The sequence below is a fragment of the Curtobacterium sp. MCBD17_026 genome, assembly GCF_003234895.2.
Lineage (GTDB): Bacteria > Actinomycetota > Actinomycetes > Actinomycetales > Microbacteriaceae > Curtobacterium > Curtobacterium flaccumfaciens.
The window spans coordinates 924,633-938,700 of record NZ_CP126281.1 but is presented as its reverse complement, the minus strand read 5'-3'; the positions used below and the strand labels follow the sequence as shown (position 1 = coordinate 938,700).

The window sequence follows — 14,068 nt, the reverse complement described above, 5'->3', positions numbered from 1 at the left end:
GAGGGTCACGTCACTAGTGTCGGAGACGTGACCAGCGCGCTCCTCACCGACCAGTACGAGCTCACCATGGTGGACGCCGCCCTGAAGGACGGCACCGCCGACCGCCGATGCGTCTTCGAGGTGTTCGCTCGGCGGCTGCCGGACGGCCGCCGCTACGGTGTCGCGGCCGGACTCGGACGCTTCCTCACCGCCCTCGGCGACTTCCGCTTCGGCGACGAGGAGATCGGGTTCCTGCGCGACCGCGGCGTCATCGACGCCGGCACCGCCTCGTGGCTCGCCGACTACCGGTTCAGCGGCGACGTCCGCGCCTACCGGGAGGGCGAGGTCTACTTCCCGAACTCGCCCATCCTGCAGATCGAGGGCACCTTCGCCGAGGCCGTCGTGCTCGAGACCCTCGCCCTGAGCATCTTCAACGCGGACTCCGCGATCGCCTCGGCCGCCGCCCGCATGGTGTCCGCCGCCGACGGCCGCCCGCTCGCCGAGATGGGCTCCCGCCGCACCGGTGAGTGGAACGCGGTCGCCGCTGCCCGTGCCGCGTACATCGCCGGCTTCGGTGCGACGAGCAACCTCGAGGCCGGCCGCACCTGGGGCATCCCCACGATGGGCACCGCCGCGCACGCCTTCACGCTGCTGCACGACTCCGAGGAGCAGGCGTTCCGGTCGCAGCTCGACGCGCTCGGCAGCGGCACGACCCTGCTCGTCGACACCTACGACATCGAGGCCGCGGTCGAGACGGCCGTCCGGCTCACCGACGGCAAGCTCGGCGGCGTCCGGATCGACAGCGGCGACCTGCCGTCCGTCGTCGCCGCGGTGCGCGCCCAGCTCGACCGCCTCGGCGCGACGGGCACGAAGATCACGGTGACGAACGACCTCGACGAGTACACGATCGCCGCGCTCCGAGCTGCCCCGGTCGACTCGTACGGCGTCGGCACCTCGGTCGTCTCCGGCTCGGGGCACCCCGCCGCCGGCATGGTGTTCAAGCTCGTCGCGCACCGGGACGCCGACGGCGGCGAATGGGTCCCCGTCGCCAAGAAGTCGGCCGACAAGGCGTCGATCGGCGGCCGGAAGGAGGCGGGCCGACGACTCCGCAACGGCGTCGCGACCGCCGAGATCGTGCTCACGGGTGCGCAGGTCGGCCCGGACGAGCGGCCGCTGCTGGTCCCCGTCGTCACCGGCGGCGAGGTCGACCCGGCGTTCCTCGGCACGCAGGGCGTCGAGGCCGCACGCGCGCACCACAAGCGCGCGAAGGCGGAGCTGCCAGCCGACGCGGCGCGCATCGGGCGCGGCGACCCCGCCATCCCCACCCTGGTGGTCTAGGGCACGCGCGCACGTGCGTCGCGTCGCGTCGCCGCTTCGTGAGCAGCGATGGTCGGGTGTCCGAGGGTGACCCGACCTCTTCTGCTCACGATGTCCGGCCAGCTGACGCAGACGACGGACGGGAGGCCCGTGGCGGCGTCGCCACGGGCCTCCTGTCCGTCTGCTGGTCGCGTCTACTCGGCCTTCATCTTCTCGTAGATGGCCTTGCAGTCCGGGCAGACCGGGAACTTCTCCGGGTCGCGACCCGGGATCCACTTCTTGCCGCACAGGGCCTTGACCGGCTTTCCGGACAGCGCCGACTGCAGGATCTTGTCCTTCTTCACGTAGTGCGAGAACCGCTCGTGGTCACCGGGTTCGATCGCTTCGTCTTCGAGGAGCTTCTCGAGCTCCCGGTCCATCACGTCGAGGCCGCCGCCTGGTTCCGTCATGCTCATGGGTCCAGGGTACGACGGTCCGCCCTCGGGTGCGCCGCTCGTTCGTTGCGCTGTGCCGTCAGTTGCGCTTCGCCGCTCGCTGCGGTGCGGTGCGGTGCGGTGCGCCCCTAGTTGCGCTGGGCCGCGGCGAGCAGGTCCGGGCCACGGCGGTCGAACAGGCGTCCACCCGCGGACACACCGATGACGAGCACGACGGCACCGATCCCGACGCCCACCAGGAGCGTCAGCACCGACCAGGGCTCCGGTCCCTGCACGGCGGCGAGCACCGCGAGGCAGACAGCGGGGACCGTGCAGAGCACGATGCCGATCACCATGGTCGCCTGCGCGACCGTGGCGGTGACGCCGGCGGCCTGCGGCTGCTGGAAGGGGTGGTCGCCCGGGCGCACCGTCGGGTAGGGCATGAGCACGGACACGACGCTCGACAACCCGAGCCCGGACAGCAGCGCACTCGCACTGACGCCGATGAGCAGCGGGAAGGCAGCCCGGTCACCGAACAGCCACGCGGACAGCGCGGCCCCGGCGACGATCGCGGGTGCCCCCACGACCAGCACGGGCACGACCCGACCGAGCCGGTCGCTCCACCCGGGTGCACCGGAGGCGACGTGCAGCCACACGGCGGTGTTGTCGTACGAGACGTCGTTGTGCGGCAGGAACCCGGCGATCAGGGCCATCAGCGGCAGCGGCACGAGGGCGGTCCACTGCCACGGCACCCCGGCGACACCGAGCGGGATGACGACGATCGGCACGAGCAGGATGATCAGGTACGACGTGCGGTACCGCGGGTCGCGGACCCAGTAGGTGAGTGCCCGGGCGGCGACGGCCGACACCGGGGCGGAACCGAACCGGTCGAACCAGCCCAGGCCCTGGTAGCGGCGGGTGCGGGCGCGGTCGTCGACGGTCTCGAGCGCACGGCTGACGAGTGCCCACCACGCCCAGGCGAGGAGCGCGACGACGGCGACCGCGACGAGGAGCTTCACGACACCGGTGCCGACGTGGCCGCTCGCGACCTCGGCGGGCACGGCCCACGCGGCACCCCACGGGGTCCAGCCGGCGACGTCCGCGACGCGCTGCATCTCGGCGCCCTGCGGGTCGAGCCAGTCGACCCGCAGCAGCAGCGCCACCGTCGGGATCGAGAGCGCGATGATGACGAGGGCCACCAGCCACCCGGCGTCGCGGGAGCGGTCCGGCCCGATCAGCCGGGAGCCGACGGTGCAGCAGACGCGGATCAGGAGCGCGCAGGTCACGACGCCGAGCACCCCGCCGAGCACGGCGAGCAGGCCGAGACCGGGATTGCGCGCCCAGGCGACGACCTGGCCGACGGCGACGATGACGACGCCGATCACCGGGATGCCGACGAGTCCGGCGACGACGAGCCCGATCGCCAGGCGACGGCGCTCGATGCCGAACACCGCGAAGCGCCGCGGGTCGAGCTGGTCGCTCCGGCCGACGACGAGCGGCACGACCGTGAACCCGAAGGTGATCAGGGTGCCGACGGGCACGATGACCGCGCGTGCGACGTCCGGGTCGGCGTCACCGAGGGCGATGGTCTGCGACGCGACGAACACGGCGGCGAGGAGTCCGACGAGGCTGGCGAGCACGACGGCGACGGACCGGCGGGCGGTGCCGCGGACCTCGCCCGCGAGCAGGTCCGCCCTCAGCCGGAGAAGCTGTGCAACCATTCCATGCTCTCCGCGACGACACGACCGCCGGCGAGTTCGACGAACTTGTCCTCGAGGCTCTTGCGCCCGCGGACCTGGGCCATCGTGCCGGACGCCAGGACCCTGCCGCCGACGATGATGGCGACCGAGTCGCAGGTGCGCTGCACGAGCTCCATCGAGTGGCTCGACAGCACGACCGTGCCGCCGCCCCGGGTGTACCGGCGCAGGATGTCCGTGATCGTCGCCGCGCTCACCGGGTCGACCGACTCGAACGGCTCGTCGAGCACGAGCACGCGCGGCGAGTGGATCAGGGTCGCGGCCAGGGCGATCTTCTTCGCCATGCCGACGGAGTAGTCGGCGACCTGGCGGCCGAGCGCCTCGCCCAGCCCGAAGGCCTCGGCGAGGTCGGCGCTGCGCTTCCGTGCGGTGGCACCGTCGAGGCCGCGGAGCGTGGCCGAGTAGTAGAGGAGCTGCGCACCGGTCAGCCGGTCGAACAGACGGAGCCGGTCCGGCAGGACGCCGAGACTGCGCTTCGCCGCCGTCGGGTCGGCCCAGACGTCGTGGTCGAGCACGGTCACCGAGCCGGCGTCGGGTCGCAGCAGTCCGGTGACCATCGACAGGGTCGTCGTCTTGCCGGCGCCGTTCGGGCCCACCACGCCGAAGATCGAGCCCTGCCGGATCTCGAGGTCGACCTCGTCGACGGCCAGGGTCTGCCCGTACCGCTTGACCAGGCCACTCGCTGCGAGCACGACGGGCTGGAGCGTCTGCGGCTGCTTCGGTGCGGCGGAGCGGGGCGCGCGCTTCTTGGTCGCGGGCGGGGCGGCGGCGGTCGCCCGGCCGGCGTCGTCCGTCGCGTCGTCCGCGTCGGTCGGGACGGGAGGCTCGGCGCCGGTCCGCGGGGCGGCCTTCGTCGGGCGCTTGGTGCGTCCCTTGCCGTTGCGCGCCTTCGCGGGGCGCGGCGCTGCGGCCGTCATCGCGTCGTCGGTGCGGTCGTCCGTCGTCGCGTCGGAGCGGGCATCCGTCGTCGCGTCCGTACGGGTGTCCGTCGCGTCCGTGCGGGTGTCCGTCGTGGCGTCGGTCATGGCGTCATCAGTGGCGGCGTCGTCCGCATCGGTGTCCCCCGTGTCGTCGTCGGCTGCGTCGTCCTCAGCAGCCGCGGCGGTGTCCGCGTCGTCGACGTCCCCCGCCTCGGTCATCCAGGCAGCGTCGGCCGTGGCGTACACGTCCTCGTTCTCTGCTCGCGCTGGCATCGACCCACCGTACCAACGCTCTCCGACCGTCGGGAACCGTCGCGGCCAGGGTCACGAATTGAGTACGAAGCGCGCAGACCCGTACCCCGCGAGGGGGTGTTTCCGTATCATTCACCAGGGCACGAAGGAGTGTTCACCACTTGGAAACCTGCTCCAGCAGGCGATCCCGGCGGCCTCTTCGCAGCGACGACCCCGTCGACACGAACGGTTCTCGGGCAACTCGGACGTTGGAAGCGCAGACTCGACGAGGCCCGCCCGTACCCCAGGGTGCGCGGGCGGACACCAGAAGGGACCAGCATGACCACGCAGATCGTGATCCTCGCAGCGGGGATGGGCAGCCGTCTCGGCCGCAGCCTGCCGAAGCCGCTCACGGAGCTCAGTGACGGCCGCACCATCATGCAGCAGCAGTTCGACAACATCCGCGCCGCGTTCGGTTCGAGCGCCCGTGTGACGATCGTCGTCGGCTACAAGTCGGAGCACATCGTCGAGGCGTTCCCCGACGCGAACTTCGTCTACAACGAGTCGTACGACTCCACCAACACCTCGAAGAGCCTGCTGCGCGCCCTCAAGGCCACCGGCAAGAGCGGTGTGCTCTGGATGAACGGTGACGTGGTGTTCGACCCGATGGCGCTCGTCCGTGCTGCCGACATGATCGACGAGGGCCGTTCCTTCGTCAGCGTCAACACCGACAAGGTCTCCGACGAAGAGGTCAAGTACACCGTCGACGCCGAGGGCTTCATCCACAAGCTCTCCAAGCAGGTCGTCGGGGGTCTCGGCGAAGCCGTCGGGATCAACTACGTCTCCGCCGCCGACAAGCAGGCCCTCATCCGGCAGCTCGGTCGCGTCGACGACCAGGAGTACTTCGAGGGCGGCATCGAGGCTGCCATCGCCGAGGACGGACTACGCTGGACGCCGATCGACATCTCCGACCTGTACGCGGTCGAGATCGACTTCGCCGAGGACCTCGAGCGCGCGAACAACCTGTTCGCCTGAACCACCCTCAGGATCCCTCGGCGGTTCCGCCCGAAGGGAAATCGTGACCACAGCGAGTGCGCCGACCGCGCCCGTGGCTCCCGCACCCGCGAAGGCCCGGAGCGCCGGTCGGCGCTATCGTCAGGCCCTCTGGCTGCTGACCGTCCGCGACCTCCGCGTCCGCTACTCGACGTCGGCGCTCGGCTACCTGTGGTCGATCCTCGACCCGCTCGTGATGTCGGGGATATACTGGTTCGTCTTCACGCAGGTCTTCCACCGCGGCTCGGTCGGTGAAGATCCGTACATCGTGTTCCTGCTGTCCGCGCTGCTGCCGTGGATGTGGTTCACCGGTGGCGTCTCGGACTCCACCCGGGCGTTCATCAAGGAATCGAAGCTCATCCGTTCGACCACCATCCCCCGCACGATCTGGGTGGCACGGATCGACGCGTCGAAGGGCATCGAGTTCCTGCTGAGCCTGCCGGTCCTGGCCGCCTTCGCCATCGCGACGGGTGCGCACCTGCACTGGCAGGTCGTGTTCTTCCCGCTGGCGATCGTGCTGCAGTGCGCGCTGGTCTACGGCCTGGGGCTCATCGTCGCCCCGCTCGTGGTCTTCTTCCGTGACCTCGAGCGCGCCACCAAGCTCGTGCTTCGGTTCCTGTTCTACGCGTCCCCGATCATCTACGGCACGCACGCGCTGCCGCCCGCCCTGCGGGACATCGCCGCGATCAACCCGCTCACCGGCATCTTCGGCATGTACCGTGCGGCGTTCTTCCCCGGCCAGCTCGATTGGCTCGAGGTCGGCGCCTCGGTGGTCGTGACCGGCATCGTCCTGGTGGTCGGCTTCGCGGTGTTCCGCCGCAGCGAGCACCGTGTGCTGAAGGAGCTGTGATGACCGCGACCGACCAGACCCGACGCACCGAGACCGTCTCCCCGGTCATCTCGGTGCGCGACGCCGGCATCTGCTTCAAGCGCAACCGTCGCGCGAGCCGGAACTTCAAGGACCTGTTCGCAGGACGCGGGCGCCGCAAGCGTGCGGATGAGTTCTGGGCGCTCCGCAACGTGTCGTTCGACGTCCGCCCGGGCGAGGCGATCGGCGTCGTGGGGCGGAACGGACAGGGCAAGTCGACCCTGCTGAAGCTCGTGGCCCAGGTCATGCTGCCCGACGAGGGCCGTGTCGACGTGGGTGCCGGCGTCGCCCCGCTCATCGAGATCACGGGTGGTTTCGTCGGTGACCTCACCGTGCGCGACAACGTGTACCTGACGGCGGGCCTGCACGGCATGTCGCGGGCCGAGATCCGCGATGCCTTCGACGAGATCATCGACTTCGCCGAGATCGCCGACTTCGTGGACACCCCCTACAAGCACCTGTCGAGCGGCATGAAGGTCCGCATCGCGTTCGCCGTGATCTCGCGGCTCGACGAGCCGGTCATCCTGGTCGACGAGGTGCTGGCGGTGGGCGACAAGGCCTTCCGCGAGAAGTGCTACAAGCGGATCGAGCAGCTCCTGGCCGGCGGCCGGACGCTGTTCTTCGTCTCCCACAGCGACAAGGACCTCCGCCGCTTCTGCGACCGGGGGCTCTACCTCGACAAGGGTCGTCTGCAGCTCGACGGCACCATCGAGGCCGCGCTGGCCCGGTACGCGGCCGACTACGGCTCCTGACCGGCCGAGGTACTCCCCCTGCACCAACACGGGTGTCACTGGCTCCCTCCACAGCCCCGGCCCTCGTGGGCGCCCCGGGGTCCCGCCGTCGGACCCTCCCCTAGCGTTCCCCCCATGCACCACCCACCAACCGCGTACGCCGTCCCGTTCGCCGTCGACCGATCGCACGCACCGCGTCGGTACGACCTCGTCAACACCGGCCCCGAGCCGGTCGACGGGCTCTCCCTCACCCACCTGGGCAACGGCTACTGCCCGCCGCTCGCGGTGCGCCGCCTCGACCCGGGTCGATCGTTGTCCCTGGCGGTCTTCGGCGCCGACCCCGAGGACACGGGGGTCGTCATCGTCCGGTGGCGTCGACCCGACCGGTCCGAGTACCTCTGGCGGATGTCACTCGTCGGGCCGGGGATGCAGCCGTGACGCCGCACCGGCCTCCGGCACGGAGCACCCGGGGTGACGATCGACCGTCAGCGCCCGTCGCGTTCGGCGGCGACGGTCCGCCACCGCTCCAGCAGCCACTCCACGGCCGCGTGGAACCGCTCCGTGGCGGCGCCCGGCGTCGTGTCGCCGAAGTACCGGGCGACCCAGTGCTGCAGGCGCGCGAGCTCCTCGGCGTCGCTCGCGGCCGCGTCGACACGGGCCAGCACCGACGGGGCGTCGGCCGCGGTCAGCCAGTTCGCGGCGCTCAGGTAGCCCCGCTCGTCGACGTCGGCCTCGGGCGACACCGGCCGCGTGACGATGAGCGGCTTGCCCACCGCCAGCCGGTCGTAGATCATCGCGCTGATGTCGGTGATCGCCACGTCCGCGTCCGCCAGCTGCCAGCCGAGGTCACCGCCGTCGTCGTACAGGTGGTGCGCGGCCGGGTCGGCGGCGTTGGCCGTGCTGATCGCCGCGACGATCCGCTCGTGCGCCGCGCGGTAGGCGGGGTCGAGCACACCGCTGCGCGGGTGAGGGCGGTACACCAGACGGTGGCGGGGCGATGCGAGCACCTGCTCGGCGATGACCGTGCCGTGCGACGCGATCGACCCGTACGCCGCGGCACCGCGGTCGCCCTCCCACGTCGGGGCGTAGAGCACGACGGTCCGGTCGTCGTCGGGGTACGGGGCCGCTCCGGCGAAGTGGTCGGCCTGCGGGCGTCCGATCGCGATGGTCCGGACGTCCAGGTCGTAGTCCCACAGCGCCTCGGCCAGACGGTCACGTGCGGCGTCCCCCGCGATCAGGGCGTAGTCGTACGCCTTGAACTGGTTCGTCGTCATGTACATCTTGTCGCTCTCGCCGTGGTTGACGAAGACGTGCCACATCCGCCCGTACCGCATCATCTGGAAGTTGCGGGCGTTCTGGTTGACGTACAGCACCACCTTCGGCGCCTGTGTGTCGACGAAGTGTTCGAGGTCGACCACTTGCCGGGCGTAGACCGCGGGCACGGGCGACTCGTCGAGCAGGGTCAGCATGGTGCCCGGGCTCCGCGAGATGATCGCCACCGGGTGCGTCTTCGCGAGTTCGGCCAGCGGCGCGTACCACTGGCGCACCTGGTACATGTTGACCGGACCGTCGGCGAAGTACACGGCGATCTCGACCGAACCGGGCGCCGGCTTCGGCGCGGACGGCAGTCGCTGTGCGAGCTGCCGTCGGCTCCGGCGGGACGTCAGGAGTCGGTCGACGAGCCGCAGCGCGGTTCGCAGGTCGCTGATGATCGACATGGTCCTTCTCCGGGTCTGCTCTGGTGGGACGAGGCGTGCGGGTCAGACGACCGGCGGCCGCCCTGCGATGGTCATCCGTGCGACTGTGAGCCAGCCCATCGGGCGGACCGGACCGCAGTCGGTCGTCCATCCTTCACGGATCCCACCGAACCAGGTGGCCAGTCGGCGGGGGTGACGCCACCAACGCGCGATCTGGATCGCGGCCCACGACCCCACGTACACCGGGCGCAGCACCGGGGGCAGGTTGCGCCGAGCCAGCCACACCCGGTTCCGGGCGTTCAACCGGTAGTACTCGGTGTGCCGCGCCGGGTCGATCGCGGGGTGGTGCGCGACGAGGTCGCCGGCGTACCAGGTCCGACGGCCGGCGTCCCACACGCGCCAGGCGAGCTCGATGCCCTCGTGGGCGTAGAAGTACTCGGCCCCCCAGCCGCCGACGGCCCGGTAGACGTCCATCGGCAGCACGACGGCGCCTTCCCAGACCGAGAAGACCGGCGACGAGTGGTCCGGCTCGCCCTTCCGGATCCGCGGCACCCATCGGCGGGGGTTCGCGGCACCCGTGGGGTCGACGACCCGGGGCTGCACGAGGCCGAGCGACGGATCGTGCTCGAACATCGCGATCGCGTCGCGCAGGAACGTCGGCGACGGCACCGACGCATCATCGTCGAGGAAGAACACGTAGTCGCCGTCGACGACCTCGGCCCCGGCGTTCCGACCGGCCGGGATCCCGATGTTCTCGGGCAGGGCCAGGGCTCGCACGCCGTCCGGCAGGCCCGTGGGTTCCCAGCCGTTGCCGACGCAGGCGACGTCGAGCTCGACGTCCTGCTGGGCGAGCACGCTGTCCAGACCGCGGCGCAGGTCGTCCGGCCGGGTGCCCTGCGACAGGCTCACCACGGCGACGCGTGGTCGTCCGTGGTGCACCACCGCGTGACGGCGCAGGGTTCCGGGCACGGTCGTGTCGTCGGTCACGCCTTGACTCGCTTCGAGGCGATGATCGCCAGGAAGTGCCCGATCGTCGCGAGCACGGCGAGCGGCAACAGCGCACCGACCAGGATCCGGCTGGCGAGCGGGTCGCCGATCACCAGGGCGAGCAGGGCGAAGACGAACGCGAGCATGCTCAGCTCGACCGAGTGGTACAGGCGGTGGAACGGCAGGAACCGTGCCACGCGGCGGAGCGAGGCGAGCTTCCGACCGGACGGGGCGGTGGAGGCATCCCGCCGGTCGACCAGCTTGTCGAGCCCGGCGTTCGCGCGGGCCACGTGCACCATGTCGTTCAGGGCCTTGTTCAGCACGATGACCAGGCCGAGCGCGCACCCGATCGTGGTCCACATCCAGTCGGCGCCGTGGATCGGCCAGGTGGCTGCGCGGACGCCGAGCGCGACCGGGATCAGCCCCTCGGTCGTGTAGTGCCCCACCTTGTCCAGGAACACCCCGGCGGGCGACTTGGTGCCGCGCCACCGGGCGACCTCGCCGTCGGAGCAGTCGACGAGCATCTGCAGCTGGCCGAGGACCAGCGCCAGCGCGGCGCCCCAGATGCCGGGGATGAGCAGGGCGGCGGCGACGCTCCAGCCGACCAGGATCATCAGGCCGGTGACCTGGTTCGCGCTGACGCGGGTCTTCAGGAGCACCCACGTCAGGTACGGCGAGACGTCGCGCAGGTACAGCGAGGCCGTCCAGTGCTCGGCGTTGGCGCGCGCACGGACCTCGTCCGGCTGGGCGACGGCCCGGAGTTCGGCGATCGAGGTCGGCCGTGCGGATCCGCGGCCGGTCGTGGGGTGGTCGGTCATTCGGTCACCGTCCCGTGTGGGTGGTCAGCTCGGACGTGCGGGTCAGGAACCCGATGATGAACCCGAGCCCCCAGCCCACGTGGATGCAGGGCAGCACGACGAGCAGCCAGAGGAGCGTCGGCAGCCCGGAGCGGCGCGCCACCGCGATCGACCCCAGGACGACGAAGAGCAGGTAGACGACGGGCACCACGAACCCGAGCAGCGCCCAGGCGAGCGGGGTGCCGAGCGCGGCGCCGACGATGCCGACGAGTCCGGCGACGATGCCCAGCGCCATCGCCGCGACCATCGCTGGCGGCACGAAGTAGCGCAGGCCGTTGTTCGCCGGGAACCGACGCGCGAGCTCACCGCGCCAGAGCCCGGTGGCGACGAACTGCCGCACCAGGCGCTTCAGGCTCGGTCGCGGGCGGTAGGTGACGACGAGTTCCGGCGTGAACCAGACGGTCCCACCGGTCTGGCGCAGCCGCCGGTTGAGTTCCCAGTCCTGGCCGCGCTTGATGCCCTCGTCGAAGAGTCCGACGTCGAACAGCCGCTCGCGTCGGAACACGCCGAGGTAGGCGGTCTCGGCCGGGCCGGCGGTGCCGCCCACGTGGTGCGGCGTGCCGCCGAGGCCGACACGGCTGCCGTAGGCCAGGGCAACGGCACGCTCGAAGGGGGTCCGGCCCTCGGCGCGCATGATGCCGCCGACGTTGTCCGCCCCGGATTCCAGGAGCGTGCGCACCGCGATGCGCGTGTAGTCGGTGGGCAGGACCGAGTGCGCGTCGACGCGGATGACGACGGGGTGCACGGACGCACGGATCGCGACGTTCAGCCCGGCGGGCGTCGAGCCGACGGGGTTGTCGATCGCGCGGATCCGGGGGTCGGCAGCGCTCATCTCGGCGACGAGTTCGTTCGTGCCGTCGATCGACGGCCCGAGCGCGAGGATGACCTCGAACGGGCCCGTGTAGTCCTGGTCGAGCAGACTGCCGACGGCGGCCCGGACCTCGGTGACCTCGTTCAGCACGGGCATCACGTACGAGACGCCCGGCAGGGGCTGTCCGTCTGACTGCATGCGTACCTCGGGGTGCTGGCTGGCGGCACGGGACGCACCGGGGCGGTGCCGCCCCGCAGAGCGACCATGAGCCTATCAAGAGGCCGAACCGCCCACCTGCGACGGCGCGGGACGCGCCCCCGGGACGGACTGGAGGCCCGGCGCACGTCGTGCCCCGGGCCTCCTGTCCGTCCTGTGGTGGCGTCAGCCCTTGCTGTCGTACGTTCCGAGCTTCACGTCGGCCTGACGGGTCTGGCCGTCGCGCAGGTAGCTGATCGTCGTGGACGCGCCGCCCGCGAAGTAGCGCACCTGCGCGGTGAGGTCGGTGGCGTCGGAGACCGTCGCCGAACCGATCTTCGTGACGACGTCACCCTTCTGCAGACCGGCCTTCGCCGCGGCTCCGCCGGACGAGACCGACTTGATGAGCGCGCCCATCTGGGTGGCGTTGGCGTCCTCGGAGGCATCGCCGACGGTCGCGCCGAGCAGCCCGTGCGTGGCCGACCCCTTCTCCTTGATCTCGTTCGCGACCCGCTTCACCAGGTTCGACGGGATCGAGAAGCCGACGCCGATGCTGCCGGCGGCCGACTCGGACGACGAGGAGCTGCCGGCGGACGCGATCGCCACGTTGATGCCGATGAGCTTGCCGTCGGAGTCGAGCAGCGCACCGCCGGAGTTGCCGGGGTTGATCGATGCGTCGGTCTGGATGACCGGGAGCGACACGGTGGTGTTCGCGGACGAGCTGCTGCCGTTGTCCCCGTTGCCCCAGAAGTCGAAGGGACCCGAGCCGCCGTTGCCGCCCTCGTTCGAGTCGCCACCCTCGCTGGGGGCGCTCGAGGTGACCTGGATGCTGCGGTTCAGGGTCGAGACGATGCCGTCGGTGACGGTGTTCGACAGGCCCAGCGGCGCACCGATCGCTACCGCGGTGTCCCCGACGTTGAGCTTGGACGAGTCCGCGAACTCCATCGGCTTGAGGTCGGTCGCATCGATCTTGATGACCGCGAGGTCGACCGTCGGGTCGGTGCCGATGAGCTTGCCCGCGTAGATCTTGCCGTTCGAGGTCGTCACCGTGATCCGGCCGTTCGAGCTGTCGCCGTCGAGGGTGACCACGTGGGTGTTCGTGACGATGTAGCCGTCCTTGCTCATCACGACACCGGAACCGGTGCCGGCCTCGTTGCTCGCCGACACGTTGATGGTGACGACGGACGGGGTCGCCTGTGCCGCGACCGCGGTGACGACGGTGGCGGAGTCGTAGTCGTTGACGGTCAGGTTGCCGCCCTGCGACGAACCTGAGGACACCACGCTGCCACCGTCGTTCGCCGCCGACGATGCGAGCCATCCAGCACCGCCACCCACGAGCCCGGCCACGACGAGACCGGCGATGATCGGCAGGAGCAGCCTGTTGCGGCCCGAGCGCTCCTTGGTCGTCGTGGTCGCCGCGGCACCCGAGGCGTCGTCGCTGAAGTAGTGCCCGTTGCGCTGGTTCGCGCCGTCGACGTCGCCGAAGGCGCTCGTGGCGGACTGCGGGGCCTGCGCGGATGCGTTCGCGTACTCGGAGGACGAGCTCGGAGCGGACGAGGACGTCGGCTGGGCGTACTCGCCGTAGCGGGGGCGTTCGGCGCCCGGCTGGCCGTACTGGGACTGCTGGCCGTACGGGTTCTGGGACTGCTGGCCGTACGGGTTCTGGGCCTGCGGCGCCTGCTGGCCGTACTGCGACTGCTGGCCGTACGGGTTCTGGCTCGGCTGGGACTGTTGGCCGTACTGCGACTGCTGGCCGTACGGGTTCTGACTCTGCTGGGACTGCTGGCCGTACGGGTTCTGACTCTGCTGGGACTGCTGGCCGTACGGCGACGTCTGCTGGCCGTAGCCGCCCTGCTGCACGCCCGAGGACTCGCCGGAGACGGCGGGGTACGGCGCGGTGTAGCGGTCGGTCGGGTGGTCCGTCGACGACGGGATCACATCCGTGTGGTCCGGGGTCGTCTCGTCGTTCTGGTTCGGGCGAGGGGTCTCGTCCGGCTGGTCGGAGTCGTTCGGCATCGACGTGTTCCCTCTCGTGGCCGCTGCTGCGGCGTCCTCACTGGCGGCAGGCGGAGCCGCATCGTCCGGACGGCGGTCGTCGCCCTGCCCGTCGGGCGTGGTGTCGGTCATGCTGGACGTGCTCCTTTCAAGCTCGTGCAGTCTGTCGCAAGCACCTGAGCGGTCCTTCTGGCGAGGCTGCGAGCCACCCCTGGCGATCTTATGCGTGCGCTGCACACGGCGACCCGGTCCGCCGC

13 protein-coding genes are annotated in these 14,068 nt (G+C 71.0%); 5 read left to right on the top strand and 8 right to left on the bottom strand.

Annotation, left to right across the window (positions count from 1 at the left end; genetic code table 11):
• Positions 1–27: 27 nt before the first annotated feature.
• Positions 28–1,317 (top strand): nicotinate phosphoribosyltransferase, encoded by a 1,290-nt coding sequence (locus DEI85_RS04470; RefSeq protein ID WP_111124211.1) that lies wholly within the window; start codon positions 28–30, stop codon positions 1,315–1,317.
• Positions 1,318–1,490: 173 nt separating this feature from the next.
• On the opposite strand, the gene DEI85_RS04465 is transcribed toward DEI85_RS04470, so the two are convergent.
• From DEI85_RS04465 to DEI85_RS04455, 3 genes are all read right to left on the bottom strand, one after another.
• Complete coding sequence (locus DEI85_RS04465; protein WP_099051947.1) at positions 1,491–1,751, bottom strand: DUF3039 domain-containing protein; 261 nt, start codon at positions 1,749–1,751, stop codon at positions 1,491–1,493.
• A gap of 107 nt (positions 1,752–1,858) precedes the next feature.
• Positions 1,859–3,430 (bottom strand): ABC transporter permease, encoded by a 1,572-nt coding sequence (locus DEI85_RS04460; RefSeq protein ID WP_111124210.1) that lies wholly within the window; start codon positions 3,428–3,430, stop codon positions 1,859–1,861.
• Positions 3,406–4,659 (bottom strand): ABC transporter ATP-binding protein, encoded by a 1,254-nt coding sequence (locus DEI85_RS04455; RefSeq protein WP_258376400.1) that lies wholly within the window; start codon positions 4,657–4,659, stop codon positions 3,406–3,408. Before DEI85_RS04455 ends, DEI85_RS04460 begins: the two co-directional genes overlap by 25 nt.
• A 297-nt stretch (positions 4,660–4,956) precedes the next feature.
• Here DEI85_RS04455 and DEI85_RS04450 point away from each other — a divergent pair, with 297 nt between their 5' ends.
• The 4 genes from DEI85_RS04450 to DEI85_RS04435 all read left to right on the top strand — a co-directional run bounded on the left by DEI85_RS04450 (position 4,957) and on the right by DEI85_RS04435 (position 7,707).
• Positions 4,957–5,652, top strand: a complete 696-nt coding sequence (locus tag DEI85_RS04450; RefSeq protein ID WP_110862735.1) for a phosphocholine cytidylyltransferase family protein — start codon at positions 4,957–4,959, stop codon at positions 5,650–5,652.
• 43 nt (positions 5,653–5,695) lie between these two features.
• On the top strand, positions 5,696–6,520 hold the full coding sequence (locus DEI85_RS04445; protein ID WP_258370020.1) for an ABC transporter permease: 825 nt from the start codon (positions 5,696–5,698) through the stop codon (positions 6,518–6,520).
• Positions 6,520–7,290 carry an ABC transporter ATP-binding protein gene (locus tag DEI85_RS04440; RefSeq protein WP_111124209.1) on the top strand — a complete coding sequence of 257 codons (771 nt, stop codon included), beginning with the start codon at positions 6,520–6,522 and terminating at the stop codon, positions 7,288–7,290. The genes DEI85_RS04445 and DEI85_RS04440 overlap by 1 nt, the downstream gene beginning before the upstream one ends.
• A 114-nt stretch (positions 7,291–7,404) precedes the next feature.
• Positions 7,405–7,707: a hypothetical protein gene (locus tag DEI85_RS04435; RefSeq protein ID WP_110860501.1), complete on the top strand. Its 303-nt coding sequence runs from the start codon at positions 7,405–7,407 to the stop codon at positions 7,705–7,707.
• 47 nt (positions 7,708–7,754) lie between these two features.
• Here DEI85_RS04435 and DEI85_RS04430 read toward each other — a convergent pair whose 3' ends face one another.
• From DEI85_RS04430 to DEI85_RS04410, 5 genes are all read right to left on the bottom strand, one after another.
• Positions 7,755–8,987, bottom strand: coding sequence for a CDP-glycerol glycerophosphotransferase family protein (locus DEI85_RS04430; RefSeq protein WP_110860503.1), 1,233 nt, complete (start codon positions 8,985–8,987; stop codon positions 7,755–7,757).
• A 42-nt stretch (positions 8,988–9,029) separates the two neighbouring features.
• Positions 9,030–9,905 (bottom strand): glycosyltransferase family 2 protein, encoded by an 876-nt coding sequence (locus tag DEI85_RS04425; RefSeq protein ID WP_110860780.1) that lies wholly within the window; start codon positions 9,903–9,905, stop codon positions 9,030–9,032.
• Positions 9,906–9,949: 44 nt separating this feature from the next.
• Positions 9,950–10,771, bottom strand: a complete 822-nt coding sequence (locus DEI85_RS04420) for a CDP-alcohol phosphatidyltransferase family protein (protein WP_110860505.1) — start codon at positions 10,769–10,771, stop codon at positions 9,950–9,952.
• A 4-nt stretch (positions 10,772–10,775) separates the two neighbouring features.
• Positions 10,776–11,819 (bottom strand): glycosyltransferase family 2 protein, encoded by a 1,044-nt coding sequence (locus tag DEI85_RS04415; protein ID WP_110860507.1) that lies wholly within the window; start codon positions 11,817–11,819, stop codon positions 10,776–10,778.
• A 183-nt stretch (positions 11,820–12,002) separates the two neighbouring features.
• Positions 12,003–13,943 (bottom strand): S1C family serine protease, encoded by a 1,941-nt coding sequence (locus DEI85_RS04410; RefSeq protein WP_258376324.1) that lies wholly within the window; start codon positions 13,941–13,943, stop codon positions 12,003–12,005.
• Positions 13,944–14,068 lie beyond the last annotated feature (125 nt).

Bases quoted from the DNA above. Each gene is read 5' to 3' on its own strand.
- DEI85_RS04460 (WP_111124210.1), bottom strand. From the start codon at position 3,430: ATGGTTGCACAGCTTCTCCGGCTGAGGGCGGACCTGCTCGCGGGCGAG.
- DEI85_RS04440 (WP_111124209.1), top strand. From the start codon at position 6,520: ATGACCGCGACCGACCAGACCCGACGCACCGAGACCGTCTCCCCGGTC.
- DEI85_RS04415 (WP_110860507.1), bottom strand. From the start codon at position 11,819: ATGCAGTCAGACGGACAGCCCCTGCCGGGCGTCTCGTACGTGATGCCC.
- DEI85_RS04465 (WP_099051947.1), bottom strand. From the start codon at position 1,751: ATGAGCATGACGGAACCAGGCGGCGGCCTCGACGTGATGGACCGGGAG.
- DEI85_RS04430 (WP_110860503.1), bottom strand. From the start codon at position 8,987: ATGTCGATCATCAGCGACCTGCGAACCGCGCTGCGGCTCGTCGACCGA.
- DEI85_RS04420 (WP_110860505.1), bottom strand. From the start codon at position 10,771: ATGACCGACCACCCCACGACCGGCCGCGGATCCGCACGGCCGACCTCG.
- DEI85_RS04435 (WP_110860501.1), top strand. From the start codon at position 7,405: ATGCACCACCCACCAACCGCGTACGCCGTCCCGTTCGCCGTCGACCGA.
- DEI85_RS04455 (WP_258376400.1), bottom strand. From the start codon at position 4,659: ATGCCAGCGCGAGCAGAGAACGAGGACGTGTACGCCACGGCCGACGCT.
- DEI85_RS04450 (WP_110862735.1), top strand. From the start codon at position 4,957: ATGACCACGCAGATCGTGATCCTCGCAGCGGGGATGGGCAGCCGTCTC.
- DEI85_RS04410 (WP_258376324.1), bottom strand. From the start codon at position 13,943: ATGACCGACACCACGCCCGACGGGCAGGGCGACGACCGCCGTCCGGAC.